At 35.7% G+C, this 16,527-nt stretch carries 18 protein-coding genes and 1 pseudogene; 4 read left to right on the forward strand and 15 right to left on the reverse strand.

The features are described from left to right. Positions 1-9: 9 nt before the first annotated feature. Positions 10-1,866: an alpha/beta fold hydrolase gene (locus PSR12_RS11700; protein ID WP_274773370.1), complete on the forward strand. Its 1,857-nt coding sequence runs from the start codon at positions 10-12 to the stop codon at positions 1,864-1,866. 529 nt (positions 1,867-2,395) lie between these two features. Next, entirely contained in the window at positions 2,396-2,980 is a 585-nt protein-coding gene (locus tag PSR12_RS11705; RefSeq protein WP_274773372.1) for a tyrosine-type recombinase/integrase, read from the forward strand. A gap of 302 nt (positions 2,981-3,282) precedes the next feature. Here the strand turns inward: PSR12_RS11705 and PSR12_RS11710 are convergent, their stop codons facing one another. Continuing rightward, on the reverse strand, positions 3,283-3,996 hold the full coding sequence (locus PSR12_RS11710) for an SDR family oxidoreductase (protein WP_274773374.1): 714 nt from the start codon (positions 3,994-3,996) through the stop codon (positions 3,283-3,285). 32 nt (positions 3,997-4,028) lie between these two features. After that, positions 4,029-4,580, reverse strand: a complete 552-nt coding sequence (locus PSR12_RS11715) for an NAD(P)H-dependent oxidoreductase (protein ID WP_221681844.1) — start codon at positions 4,578-4,580, stop codon at positions 4,029-4,031. A 369-nt stretch (positions 4,581-4,949) separates the two neighbouring features. On the opposite strand from PSR12_RS11715, the gene PSR12_RS11720 reads away from it, so the two are divergent. Continuing rightward, entirely contained in the window at positions 4,950-5,288 is a 339-nt protein-coding gene (locus PSR12_RS11720; protein WP_132362202.1) for a winged helix-turn-helix transcriptional regulator, read from the forward strand. A gap of 961 nt (positions 5,289-6,249) precedes the next feature. Here PSR12_RS11720 and PSR12_RS11725 read toward each other — a convergent pair. The 3 genes from PSR12_RS11725 to PSR12_RS11735 all read right to left on the reverse strand — a co-directional run bounded on the left by PSR12_RS11725 (position 6,250) and on the right by PSR12_RS11735 (position 8,944). Then, a complete protein-coding gene (locus tag PSR12_RS11725) occupies positions 6,250-7,131 on the reverse strand; it encodes an alpha/beta fold hydrolase (protein WP_439331355.1) in 882 nt (293 codons plus the stop codon). A gap of 1,034 nt (positions 7,132-8,165) precedes the next feature. Then, a complete protein-coding gene (locus PSR12_RS11730) occupies positions 8,166-8,654 on the reverse strand; it encodes a hypothetical protein (RefSeq protein ID WP_257522197.1) in 489 nt (162 codons plus the stop codon). Between the two features lie 98 nt (positions 8,655-8,752). After that, positions 8,753-8,944 carry a hypothetical protein gene (locus PSR12_RS11735; RefSeq protein WP_257522198.1) on the reverse strand — a complete coding sequence of 64 codons (192 nt, stop codon included), beginning with the start codon at positions 8,942-8,944 and terminating at the stop codon, positions 8,753-8,755. 195 nt (positions 8,945-9,139) lie between these two features. Here PSR12_RS11735 and PSR12_RS11740 point away from each other — a divergent pair. Next, positions 9,140-9,395: pseudogene (locus PSR12_RS11740) on the forward strand (AsnC family transcriptional regulator); the annotation flags it as partial. Here the strand turns inward: PSR12_RS11740 and PSR12_RS11745 are convergent. The 10 genes from PSR12_RS11745 to PSR12_RS11790 all read right to left on the reverse strand — a co-directional run bounded on the left by PSR12_RS11745 (position 9,380) and on the right by PSR12_RS11790 (position 16,405). Continuing rightward, positions 9,380-9,868: a GNAT family N-acetyltransferase gene (locus PSR12_RS11745; protein ID WP_274773379.1), complete on the reverse strand. Its 489-nt coding sequence runs from the start codon at positions 9,866-9,868 to the stop codon at positions 9,380-9,382. The pseudogene PSR12_RS11740 and the gene PSR12_RS11745 overlap by 16 nt on opposite strands. 58 nt (positions 9,869-9,926) lie before the next feature. Next, positions 9,927-11,279, reverse strand: a complete 1,353-nt coding sequence (locus PSR12_RS11750; protein ID WP_274773381.1) for an NAD(P)-binding domain-containing protein — start codon at positions 11,277-11,279, stop codon at positions 9,927-9,929. 101 nt (positions 11,280-11,380) lie between these two features. After that, positions 11,381-11,587 carry a hypothetical protein gene (locus PSR12_RS11755; protein WP_004230360.1) on the reverse strand — a complete coding sequence of 69 codons (207 nt, stop codon included), beginning with the start codon at positions 11,585-11,587 and terminating at the stop codon, positions 11,381-11,383. A gap of 46 nt (positions 11,588-11,633) precedes the next feature. Beyond that, positions 11,634-12,050, reverse strand: coding sequence for an arsenate reductase (thioredoxin) (arsC, locus tag PSR12_RS11760; protein WP_274773383.1), 417 nt, complete (start codon positions 12,048-12,050; stop codon positions 11,634-11,636). Positions 12,051-12,062: 12 nt separating this feature from the next. Beyond that, on the reverse strand, positions 12,063-13,121 hold the full coding sequence (arsB, locus tag PSR12_RS11765; protein WP_274773384.1) for an ACR3 family arsenite efflux transporter: 1,059 nt from the start codon (positions 13,119-13,121) through the stop codon (positions 12,063-12,065). Next, positions 13,114-13,440 carry an ArsR/SmtB family transcription factor gene (locus PSR12_RS11770; RefSeq protein WP_257522201.1) on the reverse strand — a complete coding sequence of 109 codons (327 nt, stop codon included), beginning with the start codon at positions 13,438-13,440 and terminating at the stop codon, positions 13,114-13,116. Before PSR12_RS11770 ends, arsB begins: the two co-directional genes overlap by 8 nt. Before the next feature lie 334 nt (positions 13,441-13,774). Then, entirely contained in the window at positions 13,775-14,215 is a 441-nt protein-coding gene (locus tag PSR12_RS11775) for an NUDIX hydrolase (RefSeq protein ID WP_216485907.1), read from the reverse strand. A 159-nt stretch (positions 14,216-14,374) separates the two neighbouring features. Next, positions 14,375-14,848: an EVE domain-containing protein gene (locus PSR12_RS11780; protein ID WP_216485909.1), complete on the reverse strand. Its 474-nt coding sequence runs from the start codon at positions 14,846-14,848 to the stop codon at positions 14,375-14,377. 11 nt (positions 14,849-14,859) lie between these two features. Continuing rightward, positions 14,860-15,390: a DinB family protein gene (locus PSR12_RS11785; protein WP_216485911.1), complete on the reverse strand. Its 531-nt coding sequence runs from the start codon at positions 15,388-15,390 to the stop codon at positions 14,860-14,862. A gap of 67 nt (positions 15,391-15,457) precedes the next feature. Then, positions 15,458-16,405 (reverse strand): helix-turn-helix transcriptional regulator, encoded by a 948-nt coding sequence (locus PSR12_RS11790; protein WP_216485913.1) that lies wholly within the window; start codon positions 16,403-16,405, stop codon positions 15,458-15,460. Positions 16,406-16,527: the final 122 nt, after the last annotated feature.

Here is a 16,527-nt window from a genome sequence, read left to right on the forward strand (position 1 = left end):
GGATTTTTTATGAGAACCGTATTTTTAACTGGTGGAACAGGTTTTATTGGAAAGCAATTAGTCGAGGAATTAGCCAAAGAGCACGTTACAATTCTTCTATTAGTGAGATCGAAAAGTAAAGCAACACGCATTTTTCAGGAAAGAGGCATCTTAAAAGAGGCAAATATGCACTTTATTGAAGGTGATTTAACGAAAATAGACTTAGGTCTGAGTGTTGAAGATAAGGAGAGGGTATTGAAAACGGATGTGATGATTCACGCAGGAGGCCCTATGGATATTCAAGCGACAAGTAAAGAGGCCGCTTCCGTCTTTTTAAATGGCGCCAAACATATTAGTGAATTAGCTAAAAGTATTCACCAATTAAAGGGCTTGCAGCAATTTATTCATGTTGTAGGCTATATGAGTCCATTTGATGATAAAAATAGCAAGGTTGCGATAGATGTATTTAAAGAAGGAAACAAATTTTTAAAAATAAAAAATCCATATGAGAGAACAAAGTTTTTAGCAGATCTATATATCCGTCAGCAGGCATCAGCAGTAGGTTATCCGCTGTCTGTCATTAATCCGCCAACTGTGGTCGGTAGTAGTAAAACAGGGAGTACAGAGCAGATAGCAGGATTAGGTTTGCTTGTGACAAGTATGCGAAGAGGGCTCATGCCAGTGATTCCTGGAGGTAAGGGATATAGGTTGCCACTGATTTCAAACGATGAGATTGCGAAGTTTATTGTGCAGGTTTTCAAATTGGAGCAGCCAGCTATTCAAACATATACACTTGTTGAAGACAAAGAGAACGATCCGAACATTGCTGAATTATTAAGTGTCATGTCGGAAAGTATGAATATGCGGGCACCAAAAATCTCTGTTCCAATGCCGCTTATGAAAACAATAATGAAAAGTGGAGTAAGTAAAATAACAAACATTCCTTCTGATGGACTGAATTTTATGACAAAACGAACATTTTCAAATGGTTCGGTGAAAAACATGATGGGGGGAGATCGGTTTAAGAAGACGAGTGTCATGAACTTTTTCCCTGCCGTAGTAGCTGATCTGGATTATCGATTGATGTATCAAAATGGTGAGCTTTATCATTTATTTGAGCGAACATTATGCGATAACAATACCCTTTACCAATTACAAGGAGAGGGGAAACCGTTTATTTTATTACATGGTTTATTGAGTGATGGAGAGGATTTATTTCCTTTAGGAAAAGAGCTTCATGAAAAAACAGGTCGTCCTGTATGGATCATAGACCTTCCTGGTTTGGGACGTTCTCCTTTTAAACGAGAGAAAAATCTTTTAAATATCTATTTGAATGTAGTAAAAAAGTTATTGGAGAAAGCTACTAACGGTGCCCATCTAATTGGCCATTCATTTGGTGCGTATATTCTTTTGGAAGCATTAGTACAAAAGTACATAGATAAGAAGTATACAATTACTTTACTTCAGCCACCTGTTGCCAAAAAAAATGCTCAATCAATAAATGTTCCTCAATTTATAAACAAATGGACATTGAAATTGGCAACTACTAATTTAATAGAGCGTTATTTATTAAATAATGGTTTATTTGAAAATACGGAGAGCATCCCTGAACACTATATTCAAAAAATAGGTAAAAGTTTTACTTCTCCTAGAATTTTAAACACTACTGTTCAGCTTAACAGTTTACTATCGAAAAACATTCAAGGTGATTTCAATGAAGTAACAAAGTATAATCTTCACATTATTTGGGGGGATTCTGATAGAGGCTACTCTGCTCCTAAGCATCTGGGTAAGGTTGATTTTGTTCCATATGGTCATCATTTTCCTCTTAACCATCCGAGTGAAACGGCTAATTTGGTCATAACAAATAGTAGTACTAGCAGATGAGCGTGTGGGATAAATAAAAAGCATGTAGTAAGATCGTTGTGTCTTTGAAATAAAGTTGCTTTGTGAAGAAATATTCTTAAACTCCCATGAAAGAACGTTTTTTTAGAAAATGAACTTGCAAATGAAGATGAGATCTTTCTTCGGTAAAAACTAATATTTAGTATCCTTTGATATTACAGTCGAAAAAGTATACACCTAGCCAGTTGTCGAAATTTATTTGACGACTGGTTATTTTAAAAATTAAAAAGTCCAAAACCTATGTGACCTTTTACATTCATTTTGTCTCACTATTATTAGTATACTTTTCAATGAAACACAACTTCCTATAATTTATATTATGTAAACTAAAATTATTTGGCGTGAGGGAGGGCTTGAATCCGCCAACACCCCATAATATCTGTACTTTTCGAGTTGTAACTGCCAAGTTCTTTATAATTTTCATGTGAACGAATTCTCCTTTTTTACGATAATGGGTTTTATTTGTACAGATAATAATTATTGTTTAATACACTATCTGGAGGTTTTCTACGTGCAACTACATGCTGCCATTGATGAATTTGTTTTGTATATCGAGATTGAAAAAAATTACTCAGTTAATACGGTAACGAGTTATGAATACGATTTACAACTCTTCTTAACCTTTTTAACGGATCATGGCTGTTCAACCTGTTTAAACGAGATTACCAAGACCCAAGTACGTCGCTTTATCCAATATCTATTAGGATCTTTAAAACAAAAACCTCGTTCGGTGAACCGAAAAATTTCTTCATTAAAATCATTCACAAAATATTGTTTAAAGGAACAATACCTTGCTAATGATTTTACGCGCGGGATTGAATCACCAAAGACCGATGATAAACTACCAGTCTATATGACATTAACGGATCTAAAGCATCTATTTGACTATCTAGAACACACTAAATCACGTTTTTCGATGCGGAATGAGATAATGTTTAAATTGTTAGCAATAACAGGTATAAGACGTTCTGAACTTGTTTCATCAACATGGGAACAAGTGGATTTGATAAATGAAACGATTCGAATTGATGGAAAGGGAAAAAGAACGAATATTGCCCCTTCATCCACACTTAATGCCGCTTCAGGCATCTTATAAAGCTTCTTTAAGATCCTATCAAATTTATCCATCAGAGCCAGTTTTCCCTAATAAAAATCGTAAAGCATTAGATCCGCGTGGGTTACATGTCATCTTTAATGATGTGTTGAAAAAGTCAGGCCTCCCACCTACCCGCTTTACACTGCATAACTGATGTTACAACAAAATAAGGAAAACGTGTTAGAGTGCCTTTTAAGCCCCATGGAGATGGGAAGATTAAAAAACACTATCTTTTCGTATAGTTCTACAAAAAGAATAGCGTTTTTTCTTGTTTAGTGGATATATTTTCCTCAGCTGCTGACTTAAATTAAAATGTGACCGCCTTCTACATGAAGAACGGTACCGGTCACGAAACTATTTTGTAGCAAGTATAGTACGCTTTGTGCAACATCTTCAGCTCTTCCTATTCGTTTCACAGGGAGTTTGTTTTCAAGTGCATTATAGAAGTTATTACGTGCTTCTTCAGGCATTTTGCTACGGGAAGGTGTATCAATTATTCCAGGTGAAACGATGTTTACTCGGATCGGAGCAAGTTCTAAAGCCAAAGTCTGGCCTAGATTCGAAATAGCCGCATTGACTGCACCTAGAATTGCTGAGCCAACCATAGACTTGTAGGCTACAACCCCAGAGAACAAAGTGATTGAACCGTTTGGTAAAATTTTCGAAGCACCGTATTTCGCTGCATAATATTGTCCCCAGAATTTGTTTTCAAACAGTTTTCGGGCTTGGGCTGTATCCGTTTGGAGGAATGACCCGCCGGATGTTTCTGCCGCGCTTACCACAAGATGATCGAACTGGCCGATCTTTTCAAAGAAAGACTGGACTTGCTGTTCTTGCGTTGTATCTAGAGTATAAGCCGTTGCTCTATCTCCTAGTTGCTCTTTGGCATTCCGTAATTTATCTTCGGAACGGCTGGCAATGATTACTTCTGCCCCATGAGCTATTAGCTGTTTAGCTGATTCCAAACCAATCCCAGAGCTTCCACCGATCATTATAACTTTTTTATCTTTTAACATGTTTTTCTCCCCTTATACGTTTACTTAATAGATTAAAAATTCAATACCTCTTGTAGATGTAAATCAAGTTCGGATACAAACTTTTCAACTTTCGGATTTTTGACTACATCATAACAAGAGAAACTCTTTAAAGGTTTCATTCCGAGAAATTTCTGTATACGATGTAAATGACTTAATGCTTCTTCTAGGCTGCTCCCTTCAAAAAATTGACTTGGATCGTTAAATGCTTTTTCAGGAGCATTCCAGGTAGTCGAAAACATATATTTCTTTTCAGTCAACAACCCGCCTTCTCCATACTGATCAGCACCCCTAAAAAACAAACCATAAGCATATACTTCATCCATATACGACTTCAATAAGCCCGGGACACTGAACCAATAGATAGGTGTTTGGTAAATGACAATGTCAGCCCATATAAATTTTTGTTGTTCTTCTTCGATTTTATATCCTTTTTGAATAATTGTTGTTTTTACATTGTTTTTTTCACTTAAAAAACTGACCATTTTGTTCATCAATGTTTGGTTTAAATTCCCTTCTGCTGAACTATACTTCTGATGACCGTTAATTATCAGTATATTTTTCATCTTTATCTAGCTCCCTCAATTATATGATTTCTAAAAAACTACCCAGCGTGTAGATGATAACCCTTCTGTACTTAAGGTAAAATTCAAATCGTTTGCTTCATCCGGAAGAACACTCATGATTATGTATCAATAGCAAAAGCATTGATTTATATAGCAATGAGAGCAAACGGTAGTTTGTTTCGTTGATTTCTTGCAATAATTTTAGTCACCTCCTCAATAAGGGATGAAATTATAGGTACAACGATATTATAAATATAGTAACTTCATTTATGGAAGTAGTGATATTTATTTCATAAAGTTTCTGAAAGTATACTATTGTGATATGATAAGGTGAATTAAACAAAAAAATTTTTCAGGAGGATGTTTCATATGAGTGTTATTGAGCCAGTAATATTAACCAAAGGAGCACCAGGTGAGACTTGCCCCATTGCTAAAACGCTCGACGTGATTGGGACTAAATGGACTTTTTTAATTATTCGTGATCTGCTTATAGAAGGAACAATGCGATTCAGTGACCTATTGAAATCAATGAATGGAATTAGCCCGAAAACACTTTCACTCCGTCTTAAGACACTAGAAGATCATGGGATATTGAATAAAAAGGTATTCCCGGAGGTTCCCCCTCGTGTGGAATATACGTTAACAGACAAAGGAAAACAATTAGAAGGTATTTTCATTGAATTAAAGAGATTTGGATTAAATTTATAAAAAATTAAAATAAGTCATTCTCTAAATTTTGGTAAGTTAATTATGAATCATATCAGAGCATTTTTTTAAAATCTATTTCTCAGGCTATGAACTATACAAACTACGCTATCACCGCATATTGATAGTAAAGTAAAGCTATTTTAGCCTTACACCTCCGAATTTTGTTACTTAGGGGCACTCCTATCCCAAGTGACCCTTTTTATTTTTTTCCTTAAAGTGTTCCTTAACACTTTTTTAAATTTATTTAAAAGAACCTAGGCTGCTTCACTTTTGTCTTTTATTAGATTTTGCAAGATCTCATAATCAACACCTTTTTTAAATACTTTTTAAAAATTCAGAGTATCAAATTTATTACTTATCCATTGGTTCTATATAATGTGTAAAAAAGAGTCGAACATACAAATTTGTATGTTCGACTCAAGTATTCCTGTTTTAGAATCTCAATATATATTTTCTTATGAACTTGAATCGTGATTCTTTAACAACAAGCTAAGTTCATCTCTGTTAGAATAATTTTTATGAATATTAGACAAATCTACATTAAACGATAATTAACATTATTTAAACGAATAATCCCCTTTTGAACGATAATCTATAGGAACCATCCGATAACTATAAGGTTGTGTCAGCGGTATTTATATTATGTAAACTAAAATCATTTGGCGAGGAGGAGGGCTTGAATACGTCAACTTCACATTATATCTGTACATTTCGACTTGTCATTCTGAAGTTCTTGGCTGTTCGAAGTATTCTAACAGTCTAATTTTTTGAATATTACTAAATAAATAGAGTCAAAGAGTCCAAAGTAAAAATGGACAACCTTACATTAAGTATTGTAAAGTCATCCATATCTCTAGTTAATCAAATAAATAATCCTTTTCATGCACCTCCTAAAGTAGAAATATCTATTACAAAATACAAGAAGGTGATTCGTATACTAATTTAGATACATATGAAGTTGTTAATAGGTAATCAAAAATTTTATTAATTCATCATACATTCTTTCGGAATCATGCCCGAGCCAAATTAAATGACCCCAATTTTGAAGAATACAAAGTTTCGAATTTGTGATGTTGTGTTGTGCATAATAAGCATGTTCAACAGGGGCAGCACTATCATTTATACTATGTAAAATTAATGTAGGACACTTAATTGAGCGTAAATCAGCTGCAGAAATTGTTCCAGTTTGTGATAAGTCAATAATAAAACCATATCCAGAGCGTTGTCTATTGTTCATTTTACGAAACATCTCAATATCAACATCAGTAATTTGAGCGGCTACTTCAATATAAGGAAGTTTACTAAAAGAAGAGGCCATTTGTTTAAACATAAATTCGGAAAATCGGTTACTTAAGTGACTAATTATTCTCCAAGTATATTTTTCTATAGTAGGACGAAATAAAATTTTGGCTGCTTTATATTCCATATTTTTAGATGTAAGCCATTGTTTCGTTACGGCCGATTGTAGAGTAAGACTTCTTACACGTTCTGGATAATTAGAAGCAAAAAAGATTCCACTTGGTCCTCCAGCAGAAATGGCAATTACATGTACCTTTTCGATATTCAAATGATTGAGTATAGTTAAATAAGCATGGCAGGCTGTTTGAAGATCTTTCCCGAGAAGTGGATCTGTATTACCATATCCAGCTCTAGAAGGAGTTATTATTGAATAACCTTGTTCCAATAATTCAGCGTAGCCAAACTCTTCTTTACAATTAGAATGTCCACCATGAAACACAAGTATTGGTGTACCTTTTCCTATAATTGAATATTCCATTTTTCTTCCAATATCGTCAATGAAATTATCGATAACTCTTTCCTGATAAAGCTCCGTTTCCCCCATTGAAGTTTGCACAACTTACACCCCTTTTTTTAAAAAAACTTAGAATATTGATACATATATAGAATCTAATATCGTTTTATTCTTTTATTAACTTCTTGTACATTTAGTTCTACAAAAAAATGCGTAACCCTGCCTTTTTAGATGAGAAAAGAATTGCACGATCATTATATTGGATCTTTAATGAAAACGAGCGCTGTTTCTTATTACAGTATCACACTCAATTGTTGAATATCACATGGGAGTTTTTTCAACATTATAAACGGTTCAGTCCTTAAAACTTCTTTTTCATCCCCTGAGACAATTATACGGACTTCTTTTGCATTTGAAATGATTCTTAAATATACGAATAAGAAATGTCCAGACTTGTATATGGACAAGAATCTACAGACCCTTCGTTCATGATATTGGTTCACACTCTACAACAGTTGTTGGGCTCCCCATAGATTTTTATCAGCTATGATTTTGTCAATTAGTTCGATAGCATCTTGTTTCTTTATTTCCATGTTTACATCCCGACAAATTCTTATATGCTCTTTTGCTTCCAGCTTATCCCTCTATAAGTAGTCATCTATTCGGTCTATATCCCGATGTTTTCTGTGCTTCGGCGGATGTCTCCACCTCCTTGTTTCTTTCAAGATTGGAGTTTGTTCTGTCATTCACCATAGTTGACTTGGCTCATCTGACTATCACTAGTCAAATTGTTAATTAAAATAACCCTCAAGAGACCTCCCTGGGTAAGCACAACCACTTTCCTCTCATATAACCACCAGATTTACTGTATGGGATTCGCACAGTATTAGACTTCGTTTTGTTATGCAAGTTTATCCATCCCAAGCCAGCCTTCTATCTGATTTCTGTTCAACAGTTTGAGAGTTTGCGTCCTATTACCTCCAGATTCCACGTCGCCATGGACACCCCTGTCTTTTGCTAACAGTTCCTACTGCCAAGCCTGTATGGACTTTTACCATCGAGTTGTTGTACATGCCGGGCACACATAAAAAGCGTTAATCCATTTGGATCAACGCTTCATTTATTCATCTTGTATCTCTTTGCTTAACTAATGCGAAACAATAAGCTATAAAAACAGTGGTAAATAGTAACGCAAGTAATGTCCATCCATTAAAGAAGATATTATTTGAATATGTGTTAAGTAATGGAATTTGAGTTATTTTAGTAACTGAATCATTATTTTCAAAGACTAATAATCTAAATTCTCTTGCTTCTTTAAAAGTAAAGAAATATATAATACTCGAAAGAAGGAATGAAAATATAATTATTATTTTATATTGCATTGTCTTGTAAGTTCTTTTAGCAAAAGAATATGCAATTTTAAATGTACCAATAATCGAAACTATCAAGAACGGCATTAAAAATACTAAAGGAAAGAGTCCTGGATTACCATTACTAATATTATTCTCTGAACTACCTATCAAAACTGGTTCAGTTAAAAAATTAATCACGTAAAAGGCGATAGAAGTAACAATAACGTTTAAAGAATAAAAAAACAATGATAATTTATTCACTTTTCCCCCTCACAATCTTTAAATTATCTACTCATGTAAACTGTATTGATTTTATCAGATATTTTTGTCCAACTTACATAATTAGTAGATGTATTATATTATCCACCGTCTGGATCTTTATAGCCTACATAATTTCCACCTTCAGTGTCATAACCATGTATTAGTCTCCAATGGTAGTTTTCTCCACTAAGTAATAACCACACTGCTCCAACAGGATTATTACCGTTTTTCGCTGTTTGGATACCTCCAAATGTTGGTGCACCACTAGAATTAAAGTTCCATCCTGCCATGTCATGATTTAAGTAAAGTTTTAGACCATTTGCAAAAGAAATATCTAAAGTATTTTCTGAAAATGTGGAAACCTCATTCGTTTGAATTTGACCTTGCTTTGCTTGTATTGAAGTCCAAATTTATATCTTTGAAGTTCTCTAGCACCCTCGAAATCCTTAGCTTTTTGAGTTTTCCATAATAACAGCCGTTTATAAATGAGCGAGCTTGGAAGAAGGGTACATCTGTCCTACCCATCAGTAACGGAACGTGTAAGACAAATGGAATCATTGGGAAATATAAAAAAATAAACTTTAGAAGTTGATTATGAGAAATTAGGTTTACCAATCCAATGCATAATTGAAGCCTCTGTAAAAAATGGTGACTATAAATCTTTTTAAAATTATATCGAGAAACTTCCTAGTATAGAATTTCGTTAGCATAGCAGGGAGCGCGTACTATATGTTTAATCTTCTTTCCATTAAAACTGTATCATGCCATATCCCATCTAACTGAGCAATTTTTTCTCTTGTACCAACAATTCGAAAGCCCATCTTTTTATGTAATTGGATACTTGATGTATTGATCGCAAAGATGGATGATTGGAGTGTCCAAAACCCCTCCTTTTCACTCGTTTCTATTAGTAATTTAAAAAGCCTTGAAGCAATACCCTTGCCTTTATGATCACTTGATAGATAAACACTAACTTCTCCCACTCCAGAATAAACAACGCGTGTAGAGACAGGGGAAATACTAATCCAACCAACTACTCTATTGTGTTCCTCTGCAACAAAGCGCAGGGCCGCATGATGTCTTTCATCCCATACCTGTTCACTAGGCACAATTGTTTCAAAGGTTGCCATTCCTGTTTCGATTCCTTCTTTATAAATCTTTAATACCTCTTGTAAATCCTTCTTTTCCATTTTACGAGTAATTAGTGTGTCCATTCCATTTCCCCCTTGAATATTTTAAAAGGACTGCTAGCTTGCGCTAACAGTCAAATTTTTAACAACATGTATTGGATTGATTAACAAGATTAATACTACATACGCCTGTTTCTGGTAATTCTAATTCCACACGTTTCGACGCTTCTTCATCTCCTGATAAATAAGCTGTTATGGAACGAACCTGTTCATAGCCTGTTGCCATTAAAAATGTGGGTGCACGTCCATAACTTTTAGCTCCGACAATATAGAAGTCCTTTTCAGGTTGACGTAGTATTTCTTCACCATGCGCCCTTACTGTGCCACAACTATGAACATTTGGATCAATTAGTGGCGCTAATGCTTGCACACTTTCTGTTGCTGAGTCAATCGAAAGGCGTAATTCGCTGTTAATTGATAGGTCTGGTCGATTTCCCGCATTGACAATAAGCTCTTCAAATCCTGTTAATACTTTTTGTTCTCCGTTTATAGTACCAACAATATGGATGTTCTCTTCTTTCTTCACCTGTGAGATATAGAAAGGAGTTATTACTTCAACCTTACCTGTATCTACTAATTCGTGAATGCGAACACCGAGTGCGCCACGTGCTGCTAATGCATCTTTTTCTTCGCCACCATAGGCTTCTTCTACAGACTTTTTACGCATAATCCACACTAGCTTTGTTGCAGGATTCTCTTCTTGTAATTCCGCAAGTGCCAATAATGTATTGATAGCTGAATGGCCACCACCAATAACTCCAATCTTTTTATTGGCATATCGCTTTGCCTTGGTAATTATGTTTGGAATACCATACTCAATGTGATCTGCTAATGCTTTTTCATTTTGAAGCCATACACCTGTAGAATTTGCTGGGTTTGGGTTCCCCCATGTTCCTGTTGCATCAATAACAGCTTTTGCCTCAATAATATCGATGTCATCCTCTTTTTCAACATATATATTAAAGGATTGATTGAATCGATTTTTTGATTTCATTTTATCATTTTTTTGTCTTGAAATAGCTACTACTTTGGAGTTCAATCGGATACTTGGTTTTATTTGTCTTAACTCTGCCAAAGGTTTTAAATAAAGATCAATTAACTCATGCCCGGTAGGTATTGTTTCTAAGTTAGGTTCTACCCAATCAGACCCCTCTAATAATGATTTAGCAGCTTTATTGATGTTATAACGCCATGGTGAAAATAATGTAACATGCCCCCAGGTACGAATATTGTGTGCTATTTCATGCCCAGCCTCAAGTAAAATAAATGCTTGCTTTTGTTCCACTAAATGAGCAGCTGTAGCTAATCCAATGGGACCTGCACCAATTATGACAATCGGTAAATTCTTATTGGGGTTATTAACACTCTCCTGTACTTCAATATCCTTAGTAGTACAACAAGATCCATTTTGGTTGATTACTTTTAGTGTTTTCATCATTAAATTCTCCTCTATTTTCTTTATATAAGCATTCACTTATATAAAATGTATTTTTTACGCCTAGCACTTAGCTAGACGTTTATACTGTGCATGTGTAATTAACACATTTCAATTTCAATTTCTTTTATAGCCTTTTCAAATTGCAACCAAGTAGAAGTGCCGTAATGATCTCTATCTCCTTTAAAAAAGAAATCAAAAGCAAACTTTTTAGCCTGATTCAATGTGTATTCTCTACTTTTCATAATTAACATTAGATAAGCGATAAAATAATTTTTAGTTAATACGCTAGCATGGTTTACTGTCATGATTGTATCCTCCATTCAACGGATTGAAGTATTTCTAATAGAAGTATTACAGCTCCTCAGCTACAAATTGTTCAATGCGTTTACCAATTACATCACGAACATTTTGAAATACAGCCCACTTCTCTTCATCCGTACCTGTCGCTTTCGCTGGATCTTCAAATCCCCAATGCTCACGACGAACGTGAGGAGGTGTCATTGGGCATTTATCAGCTGCATCTCCACATAACGTGACTACTAACGTGGCGTTATGTAATGTCTCCATATTAATTAAATCGGATGTATGATTTGAAATATCAATTCCTACCTCTGCCATCGCTTTAACAGCATTCGGATTTACGCCATGTGCTTCAATCCCAGCACTTTTAACTGTCCAATTGGTTGGTAGTAGCTTTTTTGTCCATCCTTCAGCCATCTGACTTCGACATGAGTTTCCTGTACATAAGAAATAAAGTGTATTTGTCATAGTAATTGCTCCTTATAATTTAATGGTTTTAAAGTATTTTTTCTGCCAACGTAGGGCAACCCATACAAGTCCGATGAGAACAGGTACTTCTACAAGTGGACCAATAACAGCAGCAAATGCCACGCCACTGTGAAGGCCAAACACGCCAACTGCTACCGCAATCGCCAGCTCAAAATTGTTACTTGCAGCTGTAAAAGAAAGAGCTGCTGTGACAGGATAAGATGCCCCTACTTTACGGGAAGAGAAGAATGACACAGCAAACATAATTACAAAGTAAATAAATAATGGGATTGCAATTCGTACCACATCAAGTGGCAGTTCCACTAATTGCTCACCCTTTAAGGCAAACATCATCACTATCGTAAATAACAGGGCAATTAAAGTAAGTGGTGAAATCTTTGGCAAGAATTTTTCCTCATACCACTGTTTCCCTTTTGTTTTAATGCCTATCCATCGTGTGAGGAACCCTGCAGCAAATGGTATCCCTAAGTAAATCAGTACGCTCTTAGTAATCTCCCACATAGAAATGGATACATGGAAATTCTCTAAACCAAACCAACCAGGTAATACATTTAAGAAAAAGTAAGCAAAAATTGAATAAGTCACGATTTGAAAGATGGAGTTAAACGCAACTAAACCAGCTACATATTCACGGTCTCCACGCGCTAAATCATTCCATACAATGACCATTGCAATACATCGAGCTAAACCAATCATAATCAGTCCAGCCATATACTCTGGATAATCGTGCAGGAAGATGATGGCTAAAAAGAACATTAAGAACGGTCCGAGTAACCAGTTTTGAAAAAGAGAAAGTAAAAGCACTTTCCAATCCTTAAACACACGCCACATTTCTTCATACTTTACTTTCGCTAATGGTGGGTACATCATGACAATTAACCCGATAGCAATCGGTATGGATGTTGTGCCAATAGACATGGCCTCTAATGCTTCTCCAATATTAGGCATTGTCAAACTTAATAAAACACCTATTCCCATAGCAACAAATATCCATAGGGTAAGGTAACGATCTAGAAAAGAAAGCTGCTTGGTTAAAGAATTATTATTCATTATCAGTTCCCCCTACATGGCAACAATCTGTGCCACAGTTGCAACCCTTTAAAGGCTGAATTTGTTCTAAGATGCCCTTCATCAATGGCGTTTGATCCTCTACTAAACGGTAATGTTTCCAAGTCCCTACTTTTCGTTCCGTAATAATGCCTGCCTCCTTTAATTTTCGCAGATGTTGACTAACGGCTGGTTGTGATATGCCTAGTACATCTACAAAATCACATACACATACCTCCCCATTTTTCATGCATGCAAGTAATTTAATGCGATTTAAATCTGCAGCTGCTTTTAGTTGTTTTTCAATTAGTGTATTTTCCATTTATCTGCACTCCTTATATAATTATTTGCTTATATATTATTTTAAATAAAATCACCTCGTTAAAGAAAGGTGAATTAATCCGTATATAACTATATTCTTATATTATGATTTAATGTTTTGAATTGCAACAGATTTTTGTAGATTTAGAATAAAGATTGAGCAAAAATACCTCACAAACCTTTATTTTACGTTAAATAAGAAGAATTCCTTTTTGAAAAAGATTGATCAAAAGGGATTCTTCTTTAGCAGTTTTAAGTTAGGTTTTTATAAAAAAGTTTGATCATTTTCCAACTTTGTTGCTCCACAATGGCGCCCTATAATGGAAAATGTATAACTAATATTTCATCTGCATATTATCTTGTAGTATTTTCTCTGCAAGTTTAATGTTTTCTTTTAGAAATAAAGGTAGTTCCGTATGTGCAAGAACCTCTGATGTAGTCATCCAAATAACATCATCCACTTCTTCAGTACTTTTAGCGTAAGGTTCTCCAGATTTATGATGACATAGGAAAACTATATCGATTACATTTATCCCTGATTCTGTCACGAAGGAGGAGCTATTTACATATTTAATGCCTGTAATTTCGCTACCTACTTCTTCAAAAACTTCTCGTTTTAATGTTCTTTCCAGAATATCAGACGAATCACCTTCAATTTCACACTTTCCTCCTACTAATGAGAGACCTCCACCAGCATGCTCCTCCTTTTCACTTCTACGGATTAAAAGCCATTTCTCATTGCGACGAATAGCCCCTTCTACATTTACTACAAACATAAAATACCCCCTAAAATTTATACTTTATCCATAAACACATGGTCCTTTTTATTTCGTAGACGTATTTTTTTCTGCAGAAATGCGCCCGGTTATAGAACCTTCAAACAATATTCTGTTAATCATATCACACACCAATTATTACCACCACGACTCAAATAATCAGTGTTTTAGGAACTCGGATAACGCCTGTTCCTCACCATCTAACATCGAAGTAACGATTGTCATAAAATCTTCAGCTCCAATTTCAAAATGACCTCGACGGAATGGAAATCCCCAATTGCGATTTCCACGCGTAAAAGTGAGCTGGTTTAACAACAATGCAATCTTAACTTCTCGACAAGGAATATAACGCATATCTCTGCGAAATGGCACAAACGACTCCGACACTTGATGTTTGTAAGCACCGTTGTCCGTAACCTGACCAATAGCAGTAAATGCTTGAACTGGCTTCCCTTTTAACATGTCTGTGCGAGGGGAATAGTATATCAGCCAATCACCTGGAGACATTTTACGCAAAGGTGCTGCCTTACCGTGACACAACTGTGCAAAACCACCTTCTATGGCTAAATTCACATGAGAAGCGGATACAACGCCAATCCAATATCTGCTTTTCTGACTTGTTATATTCGACATGATGCATCCCCCTACACTAAACTCGTTTTCAACCGATCCAGTTGTAAAAAATGATGTCTGTAATGCATTTCAATCAACATAAACCATTCCTGAGCGTTTAAAGCACCGAACGCCGGATGAAGTATCTTGTTACTTACAGGCGCTTGAAGTAGAACTGATTCCGTATTCCTCATCTGTTCCACTACACTGTTAAGTCCTTCTACCAAATGCTCCATGCTCTCTGGTGGTTGCGGAGTATAAATCGGAGAAGCAGGGACCTTAATACGAACAGCTGGAAATTGTTCTAGTTTAAAAACAATCTTACCCTGCTCAGTTTTTTCCTTCGTTGGGTTCAATGTCGATTCGCTACCAGCTAAACATTGCTCGACATTATGTAGATGCATGAAAGCTGATTGAATTAAATGTACATACATCTGTCCAATGGACCAATCTTCTTCGTTCAGCTTTCTATGTAATTTATCCATATTGAGTTTTGTCAGTTCTTCCAAATATCTTTCTACTGTAAGTTCAAATGACTTCAATACATCCTTTGTACTTTTCATCCTTTAAGCAGCTCCTCTTCATCTTGGTATAGTCACAGTATAAAAGAACACTACTGACAGGTGTATGTCAGTAGTGTTCTAAAATTTTTTTCGCTACTTCTCGAATCTTGAAGCGTAAAGACTTCGGCTCAATCACCTCGATATCTCCGCCCCAGCCAAGTAAATGATGTAATAGTTCCTCTGGATACCGAACACGAAATTGAAAGATTACATCCTCATTCCGCTCCTCAATGGATGCAATATAAAAATTAACTGCCTCAATGATTTTGTCGGCAATTTCGGGGTTTGCCCTCATTATTATTCTTTCATCTCGATTGTCAGGTGGTCGATAGCTACTTAGGTCAAAATCATTTGGTAGAAGAAATTGATCTTCCAACACAGAAAGCTCGGACATCCGGGACAAGCGGAAATGTCGCATTTCTTGCCTCATATCACAGTATGCTAGTAAAACCCAATTTTCATGGACAAGTGTTAATCCATATGGAGAGACCACACGTTTATTTTTCCGATTCCCATCTGTTCCTGGCATTTTTTTAATATACATAAAACTGATTTTGCACTGTTTCAAAATTGCATCGCGCACTTGATTAAGATACGTTTTTACACGCTCTTCAGTTGACTGATCGCCTATATGAAGCAGTCGCATTGTTTCCCGAACAAGCCTTGACTCGTTACGAACTGACTCCGCCAAAGTAGCCTCGATTTTGCGTTTAGCGGACTTTGCATTAATACCATAATCTGTATCCAACCTTTGCTCGATAAAATCAGCTCCCATGAGCAGGGAGACGGCCTCTTCTGCTGTGAACCTAACCGGAGGTAGAAAATATCCTTCCATTAAGGAATAACCCTGACCAGGGGCGCCTAAAATGGGAACCCCAGCCTCACTTAGTGCTTGAATATCCCTATATATCGTACGTACACTTGTCTCAAATTGAGAAGCTAAATCTTCTGCTCTCAGTGTTTTGCTTCGCTGTAATTCAAGCGTGATTGCAAGCTGCCTCTCCGTTTTGTTCATTTTTTTCCTCCACCATTTCTACATTCTATTACGGTACTTGCCCAATAATTGAATAACAGCAAGCACTGTATGTGGGCTATATCCCTAAAAATGAGCTGCCTATGTAACTCAGTATTCTTCAA

The sequence above is a fragment of the Lysinibacillus sp. G01H genome (assembly GCF_028872195.1).
Taxonomy (GTDB): domain Bacteria; phylum Bacillota; class Bacilli; order Bacillales_A; family Planococcaceae; genus Lysinibacillus; species Lysinibacillus capsici.